At 63.4% G+C, this 21,757-nt stretch carries 21 protein-coding genes; 14 read left to right on the top strand and 7 right to left on the bottom strand.

Annotation, left to right across the window (positions count from 1 at the left end; translation table 11 throughout):
* Positions 1-223: 223 nt before the first annotated feature.
* The 3 genes from lpxC to AB7A72_RS14495 all read left to right on the top strand — a co-directional run bounded on the left by lpxC (position 224) and on the right by AB7A72_RS14495 (position 2,075).
* Positions 224-1,147 (top strand): UDP-3-O-acyl-N-acetylglucosamine deacetylase, encoded by a 924-nt coding sequence (lpxC, locus tag AB7A72_RS14485; RefSeq protein WP_182325531.1) that lies wholly within the window; start codon positions 224-226, stop codon positions 1,145-1,147.
* A 14-nt stretch (positions 1,148-1,161) separates the two neighbouring features.
* Entirely contained in the window at positions 1,162-1,338 is a 177-nt protein-coding gene (locus tag AB7A72_RS14490) for a hypothetical protein (RefSeq protein ID WP_239810686.1), read from the top strand.
* Between the two features lie 254 nt (positions 1,339-1,592).
* Complete coding sequence (locus AB7A72_RS14495; RefSeq protein ID WP_312417419.1) at positions 1,593-2,075, top strand: RcnB family protein; 483 nt, start codon at positions 1,593-1,595, stop codon at positions 2,073-2,075.
* 251 nt (positions 2,076-2,326) lie between these two features.
* Here the strand turns inward: AB7A72_RS14495 and ruvC are convergent, their stop codons facing one another.
* From ruvC to AB7A72_RS14525, 6 genes are all read right to left on the bottom strand, one after another.
* Entirely contained in the window at positions 2,327-2,875 is a 549-nt protein-coding gene (gene ruvC, locus AB7A72_RS14500) for a crossover junction endodeoxyribonuclease RuvC (protein WP_230770451.1), read from the bottom strand.
* A 33-nt stretch (positions 2,876-2,908) separates the two neighbouring features.
* Positions 2,909-3,697: a transglycosylase domain-containing protein gene (locus tag AB7A72_RS14505; RefSeq protein WP_239810688.1), complete on the bottom strand. Its 789-nt coding sequence runs from the start codon at positions 3,695-3,697 to the stop codon at positions 2,909-2,911.
* A 47-nt stretch (positions 3,698-3,744) separates the two neighbouring features.
* On the bottom strand, positions 3,745-4,590 hold the full coding sequence (gene aroE / locus AB7A72_RS14510; RefSeq protein WP_369460389.1) for a shikimate dehydrogenase: 846 nt from the start codon (positions 4,588-4,590) through the stop codon (positions 3,745-3,747).
* A gap of 134 nt (positions 4,591-4,724) precedes the next feature.
* On the bottom strand, positions 4,725-5,597 hold the full coding sequence (locus AB7A72_RS14515; RefSeq protein WP_369460390.1) for an energy transducer TonB: 873 nt from the start codon (positions 5,595-5,597) through the stop codon (positions 4,725-4,727).
* A gap of 9 nt (positions 5,598-5,606) precedes the next feature.
* Positions 5,607-7,673 (bottom strand): ribonuclease catalytic domain-containing protein, encoded by a 2,067-nt coding sequence (locus AB7A72_RS14520; RefSeq protein ID WP_369460391.1) that lies wholly within the window; start codon positions 7,671-7,673, stop codon positions 5,607-5,609.
* 104 nt (positions 7,674-7,777) lie between these two features.
* Positions 7,778-8,368, bottom strand: coding sequence for a YqiA/YcfP family alpha/beta fold hydrolase (locus AB7A72_RS14525; RefSeq protein WP_239810692.1), 591 nt, complete (start codon positions 8,366-8,368; stop codon positions 7,778-7,780).
* A 151-nt stretch (positions 8,369-8,519) separates the two neighbouring features.
* Here AB7A72_RS14525 and rodA point away from each other — a divergent pair, with 151 nt between their 5' ends.
* The 9 genes from rodA (at position 8,520) to AB7A72_RS14570 (ending at position 18,916) form a co-directional block, all read left to right on the top strand.
* Positions 8,520-9,692: a rod shape-determining protein RodA gene (gene rodA, locus AB7A72_RS14530; protein WP_239810693.1), complete on the top strand. Its 1,173-nt coding sequence runs from the start codon at positions 8,520-8,522 to the stop codon at positions 9,690-9,692.
* A 146-nt stretch (positions 9,693-9,838) separates the two neighbouring features.
* Entirely contained in the window at positions 9,839-11,329 is a 1,491-nt protein-coding gene (gene tldD / locus AB7A72_RS14535; RefSeq protein ID WP_312529284.1) for a metalloprotease TldD, read from the top strand.
* A 425-nt stretch (positions 11,330-11,754) separates the two neighbouring features.
* Positions 11,755-12,909, top strand: a complete 1,155-nt coding sequence (locus tag AB7A72_RS14540) for a 3-deoxy-7-phosphoheptulonate synthase (protein WP_312417414.1) — start codon at positions 11,755-11,757, stop codon at positions 12,907-12,909.
* Positions 12,910-12,966: 57 nt separating this feature from the next.
* A complete protein-coding gene (locus AB7A72_RS14545; RefSeq protein WP_239810696.1) occupies positions 12,967-13,278 on the top strand; it encodes a hypothetical protein in 312 nt (103 codons plus the stop codon).
* Positions 13,279-13,480: 202 nt separating this feature from the next.
* Complete coding sequence (locus AB7A72_RS14550; RefSeq protein WP_312417411.1) at positions 13,481-14,188, top strand: response regulator; 708 nt, start codon at positions 13,481-13,483, stop codon at positions 14,186-14,188.
* Complete coding sequence (locus tag AB7A72_RS14555) at positions 14,185-15,672, top strand: sensor histidine kinase (protein WP_369460392.1); 1,488 nt, start codon at positions 14,185-14,187, stop codon at positions 15,670-15,672. Before AB7A72_RS14550 ends, AB7A72_RS14555 begins: the two co-directional genes overlap by 4 nt.
* A gap of 154 nt (positions 15,673-15,826) precedes the next feature.
* Entirely contained in the window at positions 15,827-16,828 is a 1,002-nt protein-coding gene (locus tag AB7A72_RS14560) for a Bug family tripartite tricarboxylate transporter substrate binding protein (protein WP_407064986.1), read from the top strand.
* Positions 16,829-16,949: 121 nt separating this feature from the next.
* Entirely contained in the window at positions 16,950-17,393 is a 444-nt protein-coding gene (locus tag AB7A72_RS14565) for a tripartite tricarboxylate transporter TctB family protein (protein ID WP_369460393.1), read from the top strand.
* Positions 17,390-18,916, top strand: coding sequence for a tripartite tricarboxylate transporter permease (locus AB7A72_RS14570; protein WP_312529299.1), 1,527 nt, complete (start codon positions 17,390-17,392; stop codon positions 18,914-18,916). Before AB7A72_RS14565 ends, AB7A72_RS14570 begins: the two co-directional genes overlap by 4 nt.
* Positions 18,917-19,011: 95 nt before the next feature.
* Here the strand turns inward: AB7A72_RS14570 and mpl are convergent, their stop codons facing one another.
* Positions 19,012-20,415 carry a UDP-N-acetylmuramate:L-alanyl-gamma-D-glutamyl-meso-diaminopimelate ligase gene (gene mpl, locus AB7A72_RS14575; protein WP_312833770.1) on the bottom strand — a complete coding sequence of 468 codons (1,404 nt, stop codon included), beginning with the start codon at positions 20,413-20,415 and terminating at the stop codon, positions 19,012-19,014.
* 103 nt (positions 20,416-20,518) lie between these two features.
* Between mpl and AB7A72_RS14580 the strand changes: the two genes are divergently transcribed.
* Positions 20,519-21,115 (top strand): hypothetical protein, encoded by a 597-nt coding sequence (locus tag AB7A72_RS14580; protein ID WP_312529303.1) that lies wholly within the window; start codon positions 20,519-20,521, stop codon positions 21,113-21,115.
* Between the two features lie 114 nt (positions 21,116-21,229).
* The gene (locus AB7A72_RS14585; protein WP_369460394.1) at positions 21,230-21,706 is read left to right on the top strand and encodes a TlpA disulfide reductase family protein; all 477 of its coding nucleotides are present in this window, start codon (positions 21,230-21,232) and stop codon (positions 21,704-21,706) included.
* Positions 21,707-21,757: the final 51 nt, after the last annotated feature.

A 21,757-nucleotide genomic window follows, 5' to 3' on the forward strand; every position in this document is an offset into this window, starting at 1 on the left:
AACCTGTTTAAAGTCTTCTCGCGCCGCGACAGTGTTTGAACAGGTTCTTATAGGGCTGCGTGGTTGTTCGCTGTCCGCCGCCTGCCGTGGCAGTCACTGCATGGGCGGCTTTGTGCACAGATTGGCCGACAAGGCAAGTGTTTGTCCTACAAGGCTTGCGCTATCTGGGTGATTGGCATATTTACGCGTCCCGAGTGGACGTACGGCGTAAAATCAACAAGTTATGCTCCAGCAACGAACCATCAAGTCTTTAACCCGTGCCGTCGGCGTGGGCCTGCACAGCGGCCAGCGGGTCGAGCTCACCCTGCGCCCGGCCCAGCCCAATACGGGCATTGTGTTTCGCCGGGTCGACCTGCCCGAGCCGGTGGACATCCCGGTCAACGCCGAAGCGGTGGTGGACACCCGTATGGCTTCGACCCTGGGCAAGGGCGATGTGCGCATCCATACGGTCGAGCATGTGATGTCGGCCTGTGCCGGCCTGGGCATCGACAACCTCTATATCGACGTGACGGCCGAGGAGATCCCGATTCTCGACGGCTCGTCCGCCTCCTTTGTGTTTTTGCTGCAGAGCGCTGGCATTGAGCTGCAGAATGCGCCCAAGCGCTTTTTGCGGCTGACCAAGCCGGTCGAGATCCGCCAGGGCGAGGGCGCTGCCGAAAAGTGGGCGCGCCTGGACCCCTACCATGGCTACAAGCTGCGCTTCGAGATCGATTTCTCGCACCCGGCGGTGGATTCCACCGGCCAGACCTATGAGTTCGACCTGGGCATCGGCAACTACAGCCGCGATATCGCCCGGGCCCGCACCTTCGGTTTTACCAAGGATGTGGAGATGCTGCGTTCCAACGGTCTGGCGCTGGGCGGTGGCCTGGACAATGCCATCGTGATGGACGATTACAAGGTGCTCAACAGCGACGGCTTGCGCTATGACGACGAGTTCGTCAAACACAAGATCCTCGATGCCATTGGTGACCTGTACATCGTGGGCTATCCCTTGCTGGCCGCCTACAGCGCGTTCCGCTCGGGCCATGGCCTCAATAACCTGCTGCTGCGCGAGCTGATGCAGCGCCAGGATGCCTGGGACATCGTCACCTTCGACCATGTGCGTGAAGCCCCGCAGGGCTTCGCGCAATCTGCGCTGGCCTGGTAAGGCGGCTGGCACCGATGCTGCTGTTCCGCTGGGTCTTCATGCTGCTGGTGCTGCTGGCGGCCCTCAGCTTTTGCTTTTACCTGGGCACGGGCCAGCGCCGCTACCGGCAGTGGTCGCTGCTGCTGATCAAATGGACCGTCGTCGCGGGCCTGGCCTTCTTTGCTGTGCTCTTTGTGGGCCGCATGGTCTGAGGCCGCACGCCGTTTTTTGCAGGTGCGCGACAGGTAAAGTGCGGTAAACCCCGGGCGGCAGCAGGCGCGTGCATTCCCGCCCCAGCCGTCTGCCCATGCGGTTTTCCCCATCCTCCCCAACTTTACAAAGGGCGCCGGCGGTGCCCGTACGCCCTCGGCGGGTAAACGGTGGCGCGCTGAAGGGCGTTAAACCTCCATGGGGGCACCTTGCCGCTCGCACCAGCCACTGCTGGTTCACCTGAAAGGATTCCGTCATGATCAACCACCAAAGCCGTTTCAGCCGCCTGGCGGGCCTGGGCAGCCTGGCCCTGGCATTGGCCGGTGCGCTGGCCTTCAGTGCGCCCGTACAGGCCCAGCCTGATGGCCGCCATGGTGACCGCCATTACCAGCGCGATGACCGCCGTGGCCACGGCGATCACCGCCGCTGGGAGCGCGAACGGGAGCGGGACCGCCGCTACCATGAGCAGCGCCGGGACTACCGCCATGACCACCGTCCGCCTCCCCGCGTCGTGGTCGTTCCAGACCGTGGCCGTGGCGTAGGTCCGCGCAACGACTGGTACCGCGGCGGCTATGTGCCAGCTCCGTACCGGGGCTACAGCTATGTTGTCGGTGACTGGCGCGGCCACCGCCTCAGTGCACCACCCCGTGGCTACCAATGGATCCAGTATGGCGGTGACTACCTGCTGATCGCCATTGGCACCGGGTTGATCGCCAATATTGTCATCAATGGTTATTGAGGCGCTGCGAAGTCGCGATAATTGAGGGTTTGCATGGCGCCATCAACGAACCTTTAGAGGGCGCCTTACTCCAAAGCTTACTTTGGTGGTTGCACCTTATGCCGAGCGCTGCTTCACGGAGCGCACGGATCCACGCATAAGGAGCCTGTAGCCGGCCAGACCTGTGCACGCTAGCGATGCACAGGTTTTTTTTTGCCCGCGCGCTGCGGGCGGTGAGGGTTGCCGGGCCGCTCTGGCTGGGGCCGTGTCCGCTAGTAGCTGCGCCCGGCCTTGTACATCGCGTGCTGGCGGCGCTGCAGGGGGCTGGCCTCGGCCACGCGCGCCATCGCCAGCCCGGCATGGGCGTGGGTAATGGCCAGGCCCAGCGCATCGGCCGCATCGGTGCCGGGCAGGCCCGGCAGCTGCAGCAGGCGGCGCACCATCTCCTGGATCTGGTTCTTGGCGGCACGGCCATGGCCGACCACGGCCTTTTTCATCTGCAGCGCGGTGTACTCGGCAACCGGCAGGTTTTGCGACACCAGCGCCGTCAGCGCGCAGCCCCGGGCCTGGCCCAGCAGCAGGGTCGATTGGGGATTGACATTGACGAACACGATTTCCACCGAGGCCATGTCCGGCTGGTAGCGCTGGCTGACTTCGCAGATACCGTCAAAGATCATCTTCAAGCGGCCGGGCAGGTCGCCCAGGTTCAGCGTGGTGGTGCGGATGGTGCCGCTGGCCACATAGGACAGGCGCTGGCCATCGACGTCGATGACGCCAAAGCCGGTGGTCTGCAGGCCAGGATCGATACCAAGGATTCTCATGCGGTTCAAAAGGGGTAGCGAAGGTGTCGCCGGTCAGGGGAGCTCAGCATAGCGCATGCGTGCAGCAATGGTGGCGGTGCGGCGGTTCAGGTAGGCGGAGTTGGGGTTCTTGTCCGCGCCCTTGGGGTTGGGCAGCATGACGGCCAGGCGCGCTGCCTCGTAAGCATTCAACTGGGCGGCCGATTTGCCAAAGTAGCGCTGCGCAGCGGCCTCGGCGCCAAAGATGCCATCGCCCCATTCGGCATGGTTCAGGTACAGCTCCAGAATGCGCTGCTTGGTCAGCAGGAACTCCAGGCTGTAGGTCAGCAGCAGCTCCTGGCCTTTGCGCAGCAGGCTGCGCTCGGACGACAGCAGCAGGTTCTTGGCCAGCTGCTGGGTGATGGTGGAGCCGCCCATGATCTTGACCGGCGGGCCCGCTTGCACCGAGCTCGGGTCAAAAGCCTCACCGCGCCGCTCAGCCTGGGCCTGGGCGCGCGCCACCGCTTTTTCCTGGCGCTGCTCGGCGCGCTCCATGGCCTTGGCATTGCGCGCGCGGGCCTTTTCAATCGCATCCCAGAGCACGCCGTCGTGGTTGACAAAGTCGTCGTCTTCGGAAGCGATCACGGCGCGCTGCAGGTTTTGCGATATCTGCGTCAAAGGCCGCCATTGCTGGCGCCAGTGCAGCTGCCCGTCCTGGCGCAGCTGCCGCCAGGCTTCGCTGCGCTCGAAGGCGGTGGAGGCCGGATCCACGCTGGCCATCACCGCGATGCGTGCGATGAAGAACAGCTGCAGCGCGATGCCCAGCAGCAGTGCCCATCCGATCCAGCGTGCAATCGCTTTCATGGATGGGACCTGCCGGGAAGAAAGCGGGTGGGCATCGGCGCTTGCGCTCAGTGGGCGTCCAGTTCGCTGCGCAGCTGCGCCAGCACGGGCTGCGACGGAGGGCGCACGCCGCGCCACAGCGCAAAGGCTTCGGCCGCCTGCTCGACCAGCATGCCCAGGCCATCGCGGCCCTGGGCACCGTGTTGCGCGGCCCATTGCAAAAAGGGCTGGGCAGCGGGGCCGTACATCATGTCGTAGGCCAGCGCGCCGGGGCGCAGCACATGGCCAGCCACCGGAATGGCCGCGCCCTGCAGGCTGCTGGCAGTGGCGTTGATCACCACATCGAAGTGGCCTTCGAGTGCGCCGGCTTCCAGCGCCAGCAACTGGGTGGCCGAGCCCTCGACCAGGTCGGCATGCTGGGCCACCAGATCCTGGGCCTTGGCATGGGTGCGGTTGCAGACCACGAGCAGCGCCGGTGCCTGGGCGATCAGCGGTGCCAGCGCACCGGCAGCGGCGCCGCCGGCACCCAGCAGCAGCACGCGCTGGCCGGCCAGTGCCACACCCGCATTGCGCACGATGTCGGCCACCAGGCCCAGGCCATCAGTGTTGTCGGCATGGACGCGGCCATCGGCGCCTACCACCAAGGTGTTGGCCGCGCCCGCGCGGCGCACCCGGTCGCTGCGGCTGTCGGCCAGGCGTGCGGCGTCCAGCTTGAAGGGCACGGTCACATTCATGCCGCGGGTGCCTGTTTGCACCAGCTGGCGCAGGGCCGCGTCAAATTCGTCCAGCGCCACCAGCTCGGCCTCATAGACCAGCGCCTGGTCGGTCAGCTGTGCAAACAGCGTGTGGATGCGGGGGGAGCGGCTGTGGGCAATCGGGTTGCCCATCACGCAATAGCGGTCTGGAAGGGGCATGGTGGTAGGGGCCTGGGCCATGGCGGCTGCGCATTGAGGACGCTGGCCGCGCATCGCATAAAAAGGGCATGCGCTTGGGGATACCGTGGCGACCTGTCGACGCCTGTCAGGATGCCGCTCAAGCGCCTGCCACTTTACTGCAAATTGGCCGTTTCCAATGTCTGCTCGCGGGTGAAGCGGAATTTGGAGACCACGGCAATCTGGTCGGCCTTGGCGCGCAGCGCGGGCCCGAAGTGGCCAAAAGGCCCGCTGCTGACGGCAATGGCCTCGGCCCGGCGGTCCAGCTGCTGGTTGCCCGAGCTTTTGTAGACCTCGGTGCCCAGCACGCGGCCGTCATGGTTGACGGTCATGATCATCACCAGCTCGCCATAAAGCTTGCGGCCACCGGCTTCGGGGAAATTGCTGGTGCCCCGGTCCTCGACCTTGCGGCGCAGCTGGTCGTAGTAGATGGCAAACACTTCTTCACGCGTGGCGGGGCTGATGTAGCGCTTCTTGGGGCGGGCGTTTTCTTCGTGGATGCGCTTTTCGATCTCGGCCAGCATCTTGAGCAGCTGCTTGTGCTTTTCTTCCTGCTCGATGTCGGCCTGCGAGGCGCTGGCCTTGCGCGTATCGGGCGGCTGGTACTGGGCCAGCTGGTTGCGCAGGTCGGCCAGCAGCTGCATCTGCTGCGCCTGCATCGCATCGAGCTGGCGCTGGCGCTCTTCAAAGTCATCACCCATGTTGGTGATGGCCGAGTAGGGCATGGGGCTGGTGGCGCGCTCCTGGCTGTTGGCCGATTCGCCGCCTCCGGCCAGGTTGGCCTGGGCGACGGCCTGGGCCTTGTCAGGCGGCGCGTCGTTGGACTTGGCGTTGACCAGAATCACTTCGAGCGGGGTGTCCTCGAACACCCGGTCAAAGGCCTGGGGGTCGACAAAGCGGATGCTCAGGATGGCAGCGTGCACCAGCACAGACACGGCCAGCGCCAGTTGCAGCGTGGACAGCGATCGAAGAAATTGCAAAAACTTCACGGTTCCGGGTTAATCGGTTTTTGTGGTCGCCGCGTCCTCACCGTCGCTCATGTCCACCGCGATTGCGATGGGCCCAGCCACAGCCTCCTCCTCGTCTTCTGGCGACTCTGTCTCGGCTTGGTTGGCCTGTTCGTCGTCCAGTCTCTCCAGCACCGTTCCTGTCACATCCAGCGTGATCTCGTCGATCTCGCCGAGCTTGACCCGGACCTGGGCACCACGCGGCAGACTCTGCGCACCCAGCACCGGAAACACCAATGGTAGTTCATCTGCGCGCACCAGCATGCTGCCCGCCGGGCCTTCCTTCATAACTGTTGCGGTGAGGTCACTGATGTGGTTCTGGGTCAGGTACTTCAGGGTCCAGTAGCGCTCCATGCCGGCCTGGTAGCCGTTGTAGGCACTGTAGGCGGCGTCAAAGCCGCTGATGATCGAGAACAGCTCCGCATCCTTGGGCTTGAACGGTGCAACCAGGGCAGCGGTGGCGCCGTGGCGGGCACAGGCAATGATTTGCCACTGGTTGACCAGGTCGGTGTAGCGGCGCAGCGGCGAGGTGGCCCAGACATAGCTCTTGACGCCAATACCCGCGTGCGGCAGCGCCTTGGTGGACATGCGCACCTTGATGCCCGGTGCCAGACTGGCCTGGCTGCGGTAGATACCGGGCACACCATAGTCGGCCAGCAACTGGCCCCAGCTGCTGTTGGCGACGATGGCTGCTTCCGCCACGATCAAATCGAGCGGTGCGCCGCGCTTGCGCACGGAGATCTGCACGGTCTCGGTGCCGTCGGGCACCTGGTCGCCATGGCCTTGCAGGCGGAAGTTGTAGTCGGGGCGGTTGAAGTTCTCGGGCTTGCCGCGCACCTCTTCGCGGCCCGCCTTGAGGTGGCGCGAGAGGCGGTAGAGAAAGCTCAGCTCGGCGCGCTTGTCCAGCAGGGACTGGGGCGTGTCTTCGACCTGCAGCGCCGGATCAGTCAGCCAGGCTTCGGTGGCGATATGGTCGAGCTTGTCGTAGCGGAAGTTGGTGACGACGGGCACGCGCTCCAGGCGCGTTTCCTTGTTCAGCACTTCCAGCGTTGCTTCGTCATAGGTGACGTAGAGCGACACTGCCGGGTTGGCGCGGCCTTCATCCAGCGTGTAGATCTGCACCACTTCGTCGGGCAGCATCGTGACTTTGTAGCCCGGCATGTAGACGGTGGAATAGCGGCTGCGGCCCAGGTGGTCGAGCGCCGAGCCGGGCTCGATCGCCAGACCAGGCGCGGCAATGTGTACGCCGACGATCACCTGGCCAGAGCCCAGGCCCTGTACCGACAGCGCATCGTCGATTTCGGTCGTGGCCGAATCGTCGATGGAGTAGGCCTCCACCGTGGCCAGCGGCAAATCGGCCGGAGGCAGCGGCGCCGTGACCGCGGGAAAGCCCGTGCCCTTGGGAAAGTTGTCAAACAGGAAGCGCTGCCAGTGGAACTGGTAGGACGAATCGATGGCGCCGGCCTTTTGCAGCAGCGCCAGCGGTGCCAGCTGCGCCTTGCGGCTGGCCTCGACGACCGCCTTGTACTCTGGCGCGTTCTTGTCGGGGCGGAACAGGATCTTGTAGAACTGCTGCTGCACCGGGGCCGGGCACTGGCCATTGACGAGCTCGACCGCCCAGGCGTCGATCTGCGCCTGGAGCTGGGCCTTTTTCTCGATCGCGGCCAGCGCTTGCTGCACGATCTCGGCCGGCGCCTTCTTGAAGCGGCCCTTGCCCGCGCGGCGGAAGTAGTGCGGTGCCTCGAACAGTTTGAAGAGCGCGGCCACCTGTTCGGTGATCGAGGCGTTCTCGGAGAAGTAGTCGCGTGCCAGGTCGGCAAAGCCAAACTCCTGCTCGGGCGCAAACTCCCAGGCGAGCTGGGGGTCGATGTCGTCCGACAGGGTTTGCGCCTGTGCGATCAGCTCGGCAGGCGTGGGCTTGTCAAATTTGAGAAGCAGGTTCGCGGCCTTGACCTTGACCCGTTTGCCGGAGTCCAGTTCAATTTGTGCAGAGCTTTCAGCTTCGGAGAGGATACGGCCGGCCAGAAATTTGCCAGCGTCGTCGAACAGTGCATACATAGCCGCGCATTTTCCCATGCGGGATGGTCCCGGGGCGCGGCCGCAGGTTTTTTTGCGTGGGGGTTCTGGCCGGCCCCCTGCGGGCGGGCCAGCCGGCGCGGGTTTTACCAGCCCAGAAACTTGTCGATCTGCGGCAAGTAGCTCTCAAAATTGGACAGCGCGTGGTCGCTGCCCTCGTCCAGCAGCAGCTGTGCGGCAGGGTAGCGCGCCACCATGTCCTGCCAGTGCAGCACCTCGTCGCCCATCGCAGCGATCAGCAGCTGGGCAGCAGCGGGGGGCTGGCCGCCGACATTCAGCGCCTGCAGCTCGTCCAGGTATTCCGGACGGAAGAAGAAAGATTCCTCCGGCTTGTGCCAGGCGGTTTGCTCGCCCAGGTGCTGCTCGAGCGTGACCCAGGGCGTTGTCGACGGGTTGATCATCACGCTCTTGCAGCGCAACTGCTGGGCCACCCAGCTGGCATAGAAGCCGCCGAGCGAGGAGCCGACGACTGCCAGGCTCTCGGGAGGCAGGCCGGCCCAGCTGCGGGTGGTCTCCAGCAGCAGATCGGCTGCCTGCCGGGGCGACGGGGGGAGCTGTGGTGCGCACCACACGACATGCGGGCGGGTGTCTTCTATATGGCGCTGCAGGCGCTGGGCCTTGGCCGATTGGGGGGAGGAGCGAAAGCCGTGTAGATAGAGCAAGTGGGTGGTCGTCATGCACAAATGATAGCGCGCAGACCGCCACCGCTAAGGCATTGACAACCTTAGTTGTTTTGTTGAATGGATGTGGTTCGGGTGACACATGTAAAACCGTTCTTTACCGCTAGCGCTTTCGGGCGTTCTGTGCCAAGCAGGGATAATGGCGGCCATGTCCGAAGTTCTTGATAAACCGAATCTGTTCCAGCGTCTGTTGCCGATGCTGCGCGGTTATGACTGGCCACTGATCTTCATCATCGGCATGCTGGCCGCCATCGGACTGACGGCCATGTATTCCGCCGGATTCGACCATGGCAGCCGCTTTTCCGACCATGGCCGCAACATGCTGCTGGCGCTGGGCATCCTGCTGGTGGTCTCGCAGATCCCTCCGCACCGGCTGGCCAGCTTTGCATTGCCGTTGTATGGCTTGGGCGTTGCGTTGCTGGTTGCGGTGGCCCTGTTTGGTATCACCAAGAAAGGCGCGCAGCGCTGGGTGAACCTGGGCATTGTCATCCAGCCCAGTGAGCTGCTGAAGATTGCGATGCCGCTGATGCTGGCCTGGTGGTTCCAGCGCCGCGAAGGGGCCTTGCGCCCGGCCGACTTTGTCGTCGCGTTTGCGATTCTCATCATTCCCGTTGGGCTGATCATGAAACAGCCGGATTTGGGGACCTCTTTGCTGGTCATGGCCGCCGGCCTGGCGGTGATCTATTTTGCCGGCCTGTCGTGGAAGCTGATCATCCCGCCGGTGCTGGTGGGCGTGGTCGGGCTGCTGCTGATCGCCATCTATGGCCACCATCTGTGTGAAGACGGCATGGACCTGGTGGTGCTGCATGAATACCAGCGGCAACGCATCTGCACCTTGCTGGACCCGACCCGGGATCCGCTGGGCAAGGGCTTTCACATCATCCAGGGGATGATCGCGATTGGCTCGGGGGGCTTCATGGGGAAGGGCTTCATGGCGGGCACGCAGACCCATCTAGAGTTCATTCCCGAGCGCACCACCGACTTCATCTTCGCTGCGTTTTCCGAAGAGTTCGGTCTTGCCGGCAACCTGCTGCTGATCTTTTTCTTTCTGCTGCTGGTCTGGCGCGGGCTGGCCATTGCGATGCGCGCGCCGACCTTGTTTGGCCGCCTGATGGCCGGTGCGGTGGCGATGATCTTTTTCACCTATGCCTTTGTCAACATGGGCATGGTCAGTGGCATCCTGCCGGTGGTGGGCGTCCCCTTGCCCTTCGTCAGCTACGGGGGCACGGCCATGGTCACCCTGGGGCTGGCGCTGGGGATTTTGATGTCGGTCGCCAGATCGCAGCGCCAGTTGGCGCGGGAGCAGGCGCCGCGCCTGTGAGCCCCTTTGGGCAGCGTTGCCAGGGGCTCCGCCATTGAAAATACCCCCGTCAGCCGCAGATGCTGGGGAGGCAGCGGCTGCGTTGCTGGCCGCCACAAATCAACGCATGGGCCCACGGCCATTGCGCAAGCCCTAAAATCTCCGTTATGAATGCACCTTTTGACCTTGCTGTGGCCCAGCCGCTGGCGGCTTCCACCGAACAACGACTGGAGATGGCGCGCAGCCTGCTGCTGACACCCTTTGGTCTCGATGAAAGCCACCTCACGCGTGCGCTGGCGGACATCCGCGCCCACAAGGTGGACGATGCAGACCTGTACTTCCAATACACCCGGGCCGAAGGCTGGAGCCTGGAAGAGGGCATTGTCAAGACGGGCTCCTTCTCGATCGACCAAGGTGTGGGCGTGCGTGCCGTCGCCGGGGAGAAGACGGCCTTTGCCTATTCGGATGACATCTCGCTGGCGTCGCTGTTGGACGCCGCCCATACAGTGCGCAGCATTGGCGCGCAAAGCCAGTCGCGCCAAGTGCGTGTGCCGGGCAGGAAGATTGCACTGAGCCGCTCGCTCTACCCGGATCTGGACCCGATTGCCAGCCTCGACAGCAACGCCAAGGTGGCCTTGCTGGAGAAGGTCGAGAAGCTGGCCCGCGCCAAGGACCCGCGTGTCAAGCAGGTGATGGCCGGCCTGGCAGCCGAGCACGATGTGGTGCTGGTGGCCCGTGCCGATGGCACCCTGGCGGCCGATGTGCGCCCGCTGGTGCGCCTGTCGGTCACGGTGATTGCCGAGAGCAAGAGCCGCCGTGAAGTGGGCTCGGCCGGCGGCGGTGGCCGTTTCGGTCTGGCCTATTTTGACGATGCGCTGGTGCAGCAGTATGTCGACGAGGCCGTCAAGGCGGCGCTGGTCAACCTGGAATCGCGCCCTGCGCCTGCCGGTGTGATGACCGTGGTACTGGGCCCAGGCTGGCCTGGCGTGCTGCTGCATGAGGCAGTGGGCCATGGCCTTGAAGGTGACTTCAACCGAAAGGGCTCGAGCGCCTTCAGCGGCATGATCGGCCAGCGCGTGGCGGCCAAGGGTGTGACGGTGCTGGACGACGGCACGATCGCCGACCGCCGCGGCTCGCTCAATGTGGACGACGAAGGCCAGCCCACGCAGCGCAATGTGCTGATCGAGGACGGCATTCTGAAGGGCTATATCCAGGATGCGATGAATGCACGCCTGATGAAGGTCAAGCCGACAGGCAACGGCCGGCGCGAGAGCTATGCCCACATCCCCATGCCGCGCATGACCAATACCTACATGCTCGGGGGCGACAAAGACCCGCAGGAGATCATCGCGTCGATAAAAAAGGGCTTGTACGCGACCAATTTTGGTGGCGGCCAGGTCGACATCACCAGCGGCAAGTTTGTGTTCTCGGCCAGCGAAGCCTACTGGGTGGAAAACGGCAAGATCCAGTACCCGGTCAAGGGCGCCACCATTGTGGGCAGCGGCCCCGAGTGCCTCAAGCATGTCAGCATGATCGGCAACGACATGCGCCTGGACAGTGGCGTGGGCACCTGCGGCAAGGAAGGCCAGAGTGTGCCAGTCGGCGTGGGCCAGCCGACCATGCGCATCGATGGTTTGACAGTCGGCGGTACGGCCTGATGGCCCACGCCAGCCGCTTGATGGTCTGCGGCTAAAAGCCAGATGCAACCCAGCGCCTGCGCGGCTTGTGCCGCGCAGGCGTTTGTTTTTAGACATCTTTCTTCAGCGTGTCTTTCTGAGGACTGCAATAAAACTGCGTATAACGACAAATCGGCAATATATTGATGTGATTTCAATGTCGAAAACGGGATTTTTGCAATTTTTGTGCGTTTTGTACAAAATGATGAATTACGCCGCCCGCGGATGTGGTACATTGAAAAACATGCAAGCACGTAGCGCTTTTACCTTTTACTTTTGGTTCTCTGTCCCAGGCGGACGAGAGGTCTAAGAGCGCGCGAGCACCTAAACCTCCCAGACAACCGCCGAAGCTGCAAAGCCCGGCGGTTTTTTGTTGCATAAACCACCCACACATTCAGGATCCTCAGATGACTCAGCAAGCCCAACCCACAAGCGATGCTTGGTATCGCGGTGTCGAGAAAACCAGCCAAACCGACGACCAACGTATCAAGGACATTACTGTGCTGCCGCCACCCGAGCATCTGATCCGCTTCTTCCCCATCAACGGAACGCCCGTTGAATCGCTGATCAACAACACCCGCCAAAACATCCACAACATCATGTCCGGCACCGATGACCGCCTGCTGGTCATCATCGGCCCTTGCTCGATCCATGATCCGCAGGCTGCGCTGGAATACGCCCGCCGCCTCAAGGCCGTGCGCAAGCAGTACGAAGGCACGTTGGAGATCGTCATGCGGGTCTACTTCGAAAAGCCCCGCACCACGGTCGGCTGGAAGGGCCTGATCAACGACCCCTACCTCGACGAGAGCTACCGCATCGACGAAGGCCTGCGCATTGCGCGCCAGCTGCTGATCGAGATCAACCGCCAGGGCGTCCCGGCCGGCAGCGAGTTCCTGGACATGATCTCGCCCCAGTACATTGGCGACCTGATCAGCTGGGGTGCGATTGGCGCGCGCACCACCGAAAGCCAGGTGCACCGCGAGCTGGCCTCGGGCATCTCGGCACCGGTGGGTTTCAAGAATGGCACCGATGGCAATATCCGCATCGCCACCGATGCGATCCAGTCGGCCAGCCGCCCGCACCACTTCCTGTCGGTGCACAAGAATGGCCAGGTCGCCATCGTGCACACCAAGGGCAATACGAACTGCCACGTGATTCTGCGTGGCGGCAAGACGCCCAATTACGATGCCGCCCACGTCGCTGCGGCCTGCAAGGATCTGGAGGCCGCACACCTGCCCGCGACTTTGATGGTCGACTGCAGCCATGCCAACAGCAGCAAGCAGCACGAGAAGCAAAAAGAGGTCGCGCGTGATATCGCGCAGCAGATCGAAGGCGGCTCGCGCAGTGTGTTTGGCGTGATGATCGAGAGCCACCTGCAGGCCGGTGCGCAAAAGTTCACCCCGGGCAAGAACGACCCGGACAGCCTGGAATACGGCAAGAGCATCACCGACGCCTGCCTGGGCTGGGACGATTCGTTGGCCACCCTGGCTGAGCTGTCCGACGCCGTGCAGGCGCGCCGGGTGCGCGCAAACACCGAGGAGACCGCCGCTGCAACGGTGTAAGCTGGCGACTTTGGGGGCCGTTGCTTGCCCCCTCAGCACCATCAACAAGGGATTGTCATGCGCAATGAGGTACGGGTTCTGCTCGAGGATGGACAAGAGTTTGTCCATGGCTTTGACAGTGACGAGGCGATGTCCAACGAGGAGGGCCGCCGCTGGCTGGACCAGGAGTTTCTGCGCATGGACTGCGAGCCATTGCGCGCCAGCGGCAAGGTGCTGATCGTCGACAAGGTCGTCGTCGTTGCCAAGGCGGCCGGCGCGCAGTTGCTGGGCGATGCCCAGTGGCTGGCCCAGTTTGCCCGTGCCAGCGTGGGTGCGGTAGGCCGCCCCACGGTAGTGGTGAATACCAAGGCGATGACGGCCTCGTTCTGAGCCCTCGGGTGTCCGGTATGCGCTGACGTGCAAAAGCGGGGCTGCCAACGCCCGCTGGTGTGTCCAAAAAAACCTGCTTGTCTCCAGCAGGTTTTTTCTATTGTGGAGAATGCATCGTTAAACAGCCGCTATCAATGGGGCTGGGAAGGATGTCATTCGCATCAGCAGTGTCATCTGGTCAATGGCACTGGGAGAAAAGCCGATGCGAATACTGTTGGTGGAGGATGAACAAGACCTGGCGCATTGGCTTGCCAGGAGCTTGGCGCAGCAGTCCGGCATCCTCGTGGACTGGGCAGGCGATGGGCGGATGGCCGATCTGCGCCTGCAGCAGGAGGATTTTGATGCCGTGGTGCTCGATCTGGGTCTGCCCGGCATGGACGGCCGTACCGTGTTGGAGCGCATGCGCGGGCGCGATGACCGCACGCCGGTGATTGTGCTGACCGCGCGTGATTCCTTGACCGAGCGCGTAGGCACGCTGAAAAACGGCGCTGACGACTTTCTGGCCAAGCCCTTCCTGCTTGATGAATTGGAGGCGCGCCTGCAGGCGCTGGTGCGTCGCAGCCGGGGGCGGGCCCATCCCCGGCTGTCCTGTGGACCTTTGCTGTTCGATGTGGCAGCGCAGCGCTTTTCGATGGCCGGGGAGACCCTGCCGCTGACGCCGCGAGAGCATGCGGTGCTGCTGGCCCTGATACAGCGCAGCGGGGAGCCGGTGGGCAAGCAGAGTATTTTGGACCGCGTGTTCAACGGAGACCGCGATGTGAATCTCCAGGTCATTGAGGTTCTGGTGTTTCGGCTGCGCAAGAAGCTCGTTGGCCGTGGCGTTCAGATTGTCACATTGCGAGGAATGGGCTACTGCCTTGAGGAAGTGCACAGCCGCTTGATGGCCAGCGCCGCCATGCCGCAAGCATGATCTGGCAGAAGGCGGATTTTCTTGAGCTGGCGCAGTGGGGCACGCAGTCTCTCAAGGCTGCGCTGCTGATGTGGCTGGTGCCGGGCTTGCTGGTGGGCATGGGCGGCAGTCTGCTGTGGTCTGTCTACAGCCAGCGCACCCAGGTCGATGAGGCCTATGACCGCGCGCTGGCCGGTGCACTGCGCGCGATCAACTACAACATCTCCACGGTCAGCGGCGGCCTCAGTGTGGAGCAGCCCTATTTGTTGTTGGAATTCTTCGAGTTGACTGTCAATGGCCGGGTCTACTTTCGGGTCGCGACCGAGGAAGGACTGGTCGAAATTGGCAATCCTGGACTGCCTTTGCCTGATGGCGAACTGGAACCGGATGTGCCCCAGTTCTATGACGCCATGTACCTGGGCGAGCCGATTCGCGTGGCCGCCTGGGCACGCCTCGCAAACCCTCCGGTGTCTGGCAACCCGCAGGGCCGCATCATCGTGCAGGTGGCAGAAAATCTTCAGCAGCGCGCGCTGGTGGAGAGGCGCATGGTGGCGAATGCCATCCTGCGCGACATGCTGCTGGTCGCCATCAGTGTGGTGCTGCTGGTCGCTGGTGTGGTGCGCGCACTCAGGCCTCTGAAACACCTGCGCCAGCGTCTCGATGCGCGTGCCTGGGATGACCTGTCGCCTATCGACGCCGCCAGCTTGCCGGCAGAAGTGCGGCCACTGGTGCAATCGCTGAACCTCCTGGTGGAGCGCTATGCGCACAGCGCCGCCGCCCAGCGGCAGTTTCTGGATGATGCCTCTCACCAACTGCGGACACCGCTGGCGTTGCTGCGCACACAGATGGGCTATGCATTGCGTGAGCGAGACCCGGCCGAGATACGTGCTGCATTGCATGCGATGCAGGACGGTCTCGGACATGCTGAACGCCTGACCCAGCAGATGCTGGCGCTGGCGCGCGCACGGGATGCCGGGGCGGCCAACAGTCTCCGGTCGCAGTTTGCCCATGTCGATGTCGTGGTGCTGGCGGAGGAGGTCGTCGCGACGCTGTGGCCGCTGGCACGCGCCAAGCAGATTGACCTGGGGCTGGAGCTCAACGGTTTTGCAGACGGCCAGGAGCGCCGGATGCTGTCTGTGGAATGGCTGCTGCGCGAAGCCATCAGCAACCTGGTGGATAACGCGATTCGCTACACACCCAGGCATGGCCAGGTCACCTTGCAGGTAATCGGCCATGCCACATCGATCAGCCTGGTCGTCATCGACAGTGGCGGGGGGATGAGCGATCACGACAGGGAACGGGCCGGCAGCCGCTTCCGGCGTGGCGCGGCTGGAAAGCACCAACAAGGCGCAGGGCTGGGGCTCGCCATTGTGCAGACCATTGCAGGCATGCATGGCGCGGAGTTGACGCTGAGCAATGGACACGATGCGCAGGGAAAGCTGGGTTTGCATTGCCGGTTCCGATTGCCACGGGCGGCAGCAGACCTAGGAATAACCCCAAAATGAAAGGCTATTGAAAGCCATATCTATTTAGTCTTTGTCTACCTTGAAGGTGATTCCTTTGCCAGGCAAGGTTTCGCGTGCCGTCCGTCCTGCGTGTCGTGACCGGTACCGCAGCAACGGCGCTCAAGCGTTCATCCCAGTTCAGGAGACAAAGCATATGTTTACCAGCCGTTTATCAGGCCAGGCCTTGCGCCTCTTCACCAGCGCCGCCCTTGCAGCGGGCACGGTGGCGCCCGCGATGGCGCAGACCGAGCCCCGACGTCCGGAGTGCATTGCCCCGGCCCAGCCCGGCGGTGGATTTGATCTGACCTGCCGCCTGGCGCAGACCGGCATGCGCGAGTCCAAAGCGCTGCAACGGCCCATGCGCATCGTCTACATGCCGGGCGGCATCGGTGCGGTGGCCTACAACAGCATCATCACCCAGCGTCCTGCCGATGGTGGAGCCATCGCGGCGTTCTCCAGTGGTTCACTGCTCAACCTGGCACAGGGAAAATTTGGCAAGTACAGCGTCGACGATGTGCGCTGGCTAGCCACCGTCGGCGCCGATTATGGCGTAGCGATGGTGCGCGCGGATTCACCTTACCAGGACCTTCCCAGCCTGATGGCTGCCTTCAAGGCGGACCCTGCCAAGATCGTGCTGGGCGCCGGTGGCTCCATCGGCAGCCAGGACTGGATGAAGGCGGCGCTGACCGCCCGTGCCGCCGGCGTCGATTACAAGAAGATGCGCTTTGTCGCCTTCGAAGGCGGCGGCGAAGCGGTGACCGCATTGCGGGGTGGCCATATCCAGGCCTTCATGGGCGATGCGGCAGAGGCCGTCACGATGCTGGAAGGGGGCGCTCCGATCCGGGTGCTCGCGGTCTACCACTCGGAACGTTTGCCCGGTGCGCTTGCCCAGGTACCCACCGCGGCAGAGCAGGGCTTCAACATTGAATGGCCCATCATCCGTGGCTTCTATGCGGGCCCCAAAGTGTCGGATGCAGATTACCGCTGGTGGCAGCAAGCCTTTGACAAGGCCATGGCCACCCCGGAGTTCGGCAAAGCCCAGGCACAGCTGGGGCTCATGCCTTTCAATAAAACCGGCGCCGAGCTGGAGGCTTATGTGAAAGACCGCACACGGCATTACAGCGAATTGGCCCGCTCGTTCGATCTGCTCAAGTAAGGCCTTGTTCTATAGGGCGGCGCAATGGTCTTGCTTCGGCACGGGGCCGCAGGCAGGGGCTCTTGCCCCTCGCGGCGCAGCGACAGGTGTTCGTGGCCGCCACTCATCCGGAGATATACCGATGGTTCTCAATGATCGCGTTCTTGGCGTGGCAGCACTGCTGCTATCTGCTTTCTTGGCATGGTTTGGGCATGGACTAGAGGCGCCTTTTGCCTACGAGCCCGTGGGCCCACGGGCATTTCCGCTGTTGCTGGCGGCCGTGATTGCGCTGTGCGGTCTGCGCCTGGTCCTCAAGGGCGGCCACCCGGCAGCGCCTAACCCGATGGGCGCCAACATGCGCATCGCCTGGATGGTGGTGCTTGTGGTGGTGTATGCCGGGTTGTTCCAGGCCGTCGGCTTTGTCGTGGCAACGGCTGTCACGGCCGCTTGCGTGGGCCGGCTCTTCGGCGGCAGTTGGATGCAGTGCGGCATCGGCGGCGCCAGCCTGAGCCTGCTTTTCTATTTTCTTTTTGACCGCGTGCTGGACGTCGTGCTGCCGCTGGGCTGGTTGGAGGGCCTGTTATGAGTTCGATGCTGGACAACCTGTCGCTGGGTTTTGGCGTCGCCTTTTCAGGCACGAACCTGCTGGTCGCACTGATCGGCTCCTTTTTTGGCACCATCGTCGGGGTGCTGCCCGGCCTGGGGCCCACCAACGGTGTGGCGATGCTGGTGCCTATCGCCTTTGCCATGGGCCTGCCGGCAGATACCGCGTTGATCTTGCTCGCCGCAGTCTATGTGGGTGCTGAATATGGGGGCCGGATCACGTCGATTCTGATCAATGTGCCGGGCGAGGCCGCAGCGGTGATGACGACTTTGGATGGCTACCCGCTGGCGCGGCAGGGTCTGGGAAGCGTGGCCTTGTCGCTGTCGGCCTGGTCCTCCTTTGTCGGCTCGCTCATCGCGATCGTCGGCATCGCGGCGTTCGCGCCCTTTCTGGCGCAGTGGGCGTTGGCCTTTGGTCCGGCAGAGTATTTTGTCCTGATGGTGTTTGCCTTTTGTGCGCTGACCAGCCTGCTGGGTGAGCAGCCTGTCAAAGGCGTTTTGGCGGCTGCCATCGGCCTGTCGATTGCGACGATCGGCGTGGATGCCAACTCGGGCGTCTACCGCTACACCTTCGGAGTTCCGCACCTGACCGATGGCCTGGATTTTGTGGTGGTCGTCATTGGCTTGTTTGCCGTCGCTGAAATGCTGCAGATGCTGGAGAACAAGCTGTCGGGCCAAAGCGTTGAAGTGCCGCCGAGCCAACGCAAACTTTTCAATCTGCGTGAGCTGCGTTTGACCTCGGGCAGCACCGCACGGGGCAGCCTGCTCGGTTTTGTGCTCGGCGTGCTGCCCGGCGCTGGCGCCAGCGTCGCATCGGCCGTGGCCTACGCCAACGAGAAGCGCTATATAGAAGACAAGGACCCGGACGCCAAATTCGGCCAGGGGGATATGCGCGGCCTGGCTGCACCCGAGGCGGCCAACAACAGTGCAGCGACGGGCTCCTTCATTCCGATGCTCACCCTGGGCGTGCCCGGCTCGGGTACGACGGCGGTGATGATGGGCGCGCTCACGCTCTACAACATCACGCCCGGGCCGGTGCTGTTTGAGCAGCAGCCCGCGCTGGTCTGGGGTCTGATTGCCTCACTGCTGATTGCCAATGTGATGCTGCTGGTGATGAACATCCCGATGGTGCGGGTGTTTGCCGCGATGCTGTCCATCCCCGGCTGGCTGCTGGTGCCGGGCATCCTGGCGATCAGCTTCATTGGTGTCTACGCCATCAGTGCCACGACCTTCGACCTGATGGCGGTGGTCGCGATCGGCGTGGTCGGTTACCTGCTGCGCAAGCTCCACGTTCCGATGGCGCCGATGGTGTTGGGTGTCGTTCTGGGCACGATGATGGAGCAAAACCTGCGGCGCGCGCTGTCCATCACCAATGGCGATGTGTCCATTCTTTGGGCCAGCACGGTCTGCATGGTCCTCTGGGTGCTGGCTGCGGCCGTGGTGCTGGGGCCCATGGGCTACCGGTGGCTGGTAAAACGCCATCGAGCGCAGGAGGCCGCTGTCTGAGGCGGGGCAGCGGGCCTGGTGCGACACCGCTATCCAGACCAAGGCGAGCACCGGAGGCTCGCCTTTTTCTTGGGGAGGGCGGTCGCGCCGGCCGATCAGTGGCGGGCGGCGAGCGCCTTCAGCAGTTTGTCGTGGATACCGCCAAAGCCGCCATTGCTCATGCCAACGATCACATCGCCTGGCTGGGCTGCCTGCAGCACCTGGGCGATCAGGCTGTCGATGTCCCCTGCAGTCTGCGCGCGTGCGCCCATCGGGGCCAGCGCCTGCGCAGCGTCCCAGTCCAGGCCGGCGGTGTGGCAAAAGGCCAGATCGGCCGATTCCAGCGACCAGGGCAGCTGCGACTTCATCGTGCCGAGCTTCATCGTGTTGCTGCGTGGCTCGAACACCGCAAGAATGCGGGTTTGCGCACCCACCTGCTGGCGCAGGCCATCCAAGGTGGTGCGGATGGCCGTCGGGTGGTGGGCAAAATCATCATAGACCTGGATGCCGGCGGCACTGCCGCGCAGTTCCATGCGCCGCTTGACATTCTGAAAGCGCGACAGCGCTTGGGCCGCTTTTTCGGGAGCAACACCCACATGCTGGGCGGCGGCCATGGCCGCGAGTGCATTCATCTGGTTGTGCACACCGCTCAGGCTCCACTGCACCTTGCCGGCGGGCGCATCTTTGTAGAACACCTCGAAGTTCGACGGGTCACCCTCGGCGCGCATATCGTCGATGGCCGCGCCAAAACGCACGACCTCGCTCCAGCAGCCTTGGTGCAGCACGCGGGTCAGGCTCTCCTCGACGCCATTGGCCACCACCCGGCCGCTGGCGGGCACGGTGCGTACCAGGTGGTGGAACTGGCGCTCAATGGCAGCCAGGTCATCAAAGATGTCGGCGTGGTCAAACTCCAGGTTGTTCAGCACGGCCGTGCGGGGGCGGTAATGCACAAACTTGCTGCGCTTGTCGAAAAATGCGGTGTCGTACTCGTCGGCCTCGATCACAAACACGGGGCGCGGGTCGCCATCGCCGGGCCGGGTGGGCGCACCCAGACGGGCGGAGACGCCAAAATCCAGTGGCACGCCGCCGACCAGAAAGCCTGGCTGCAGGCCGGCAGCCTCCAGAATCCAGGTGAGCATCGAGGTTGTCGTGGTCTTGCCATGGGTGCCGGCCACGGCCAGCACATGGCGGCCCTGCAGCACATGCTCGGCCAGCCATTGGGGGCCGCTGGTGTACGGGGCGCCGGTATCCAGAATGGCTTCCATCAGCGGAAACTTGGGCGAGCCATCATCCAGGCGGGCCCGGCTGACCACATTGCCCACCACATACATGTCAGGCTGCAATGCGAGCTGGTCGGCGCCAAAGCCTTCGATCAGCTCAATGCCCAGCGCGCGCAACTGGTCGCTCATCGGCGGGTAGACGCCGCTGTCGCAGCCCGTTACCTTGTGCCCGGCCTCACGGGCCAAGGCGGCCACGCCACCCATGAAGGTGCCACAAATACCCAGAATATGAATGTGCATGGAGATCGATTCTACGGCGCGCCCAGGCAGAACCCGCGCTGATGGCGGCCGTAATTGCAAGCAAGTGCCGCGCAGCCCGCGCAAATCCGACACAATGGAACGCATGAAGACTGATGCAAGCTGGGAAATCGCCAATACCGCCGCACGCATGGTGGTGGAAGAAGGCCTGGAATGGGGGCCGGCCAAGAAGCGCGCCGTCAAGCAACTGGGGCTGCCAGGTCGCACCGCGCTGCCCGACAACGACCTGCTCGAAGCAGCGGTGCGCGAGTACCTGGAGCTGTTCTGTGGTGACACCCAGCCCACCGAACTGCGTGCATTGCGCGAACTGGCCGTGCTGTGGATGGAGCGCATGGAGGCCTTTCGGCCCTATCTGGCGGGGGCGGTCTGGAATGGCACCGCCACGCGGCTGTCAGACATATATATACAGTTGTTCTGTGATGACTCCAAATCCGCTGAGATTGCGCTGATTGACCATGGTGTGCGCTATGAGGTATCGTCGATCAACGGTTTCCACGGCGAGACCGTCGACGCCTTGTCGATCAGCAGTTTTTGCAAGCCGCTGAACGAAAACATTGGCGTGCACTACCTGGTCTATGACCTCGATGACTTGCGCGGTGCCTTGAAGCCTGATGCGCAGGGGCGCACCCCGCGTGGCTCGCTGGAGGCGGTGCGCCGCCTGTTGATCCCCGCCACGGAGTGATGCCTGATGCCGACACCTGAACGCCCACCTGTCGATACGCCGCAAACCTTGCCATTACCGCCTGCCAGCGCCGGCCGCAGGCGGCTGCTGACCGGAGGCGTGGCCGCAGCGGCCTTGGCCGCGGGAGCGGGCTGGGCCTGGTGGCGCCACCGTCTTTCCGAGCCCAGCAGCCCGGCGCTGGACGGGCTGTGGAACCAGACCTTTGCCGCACCGGGTGGCCAGGCCGAAGTGCGCATGCAGGCGTTCCAGGGCAAGCCGCTGCTGCTTAATTTTTGGGCAACCTGGTGCCCGCCTTGTGTGGAAGAGTTGCCGATGCTCAACGCATTCTATGCAGCGCAACAAAGCAAGGGCTGGCAGGTTCTGGGTCTGGCCGTGGACCAGGATGCTGCAGTGCAGCGCTTTTTGCAGCGTCTGCCCCTCGCGTTCCCCGTCGGCATCGCGGGCCTGAGCGGCACACAACTGACACGCGACCTGGGCAATTCTGCCGGCGGCCTACCGTTCACTGTGGTATTTGGTAGGCAAGGTAACGTACAGCATCGTAAAATGGGGCAACTTCTTGCATCTGACTTGCAAAATTGGGCAAGTCTATAAGGCATGCAAGCCGGGACGGCAGTGTTGCCGTTGATCAAAAATCGAAGATAT

Source organism: Comamonas sediminis, assembly GCF_041107495.1.
Lineage (GTDB): Bacteria > Pseudomonadota > Gammaproteobacteria > Burkholderiales > Burkholderiaceae_C > Comamonas > Comamonas sediminis.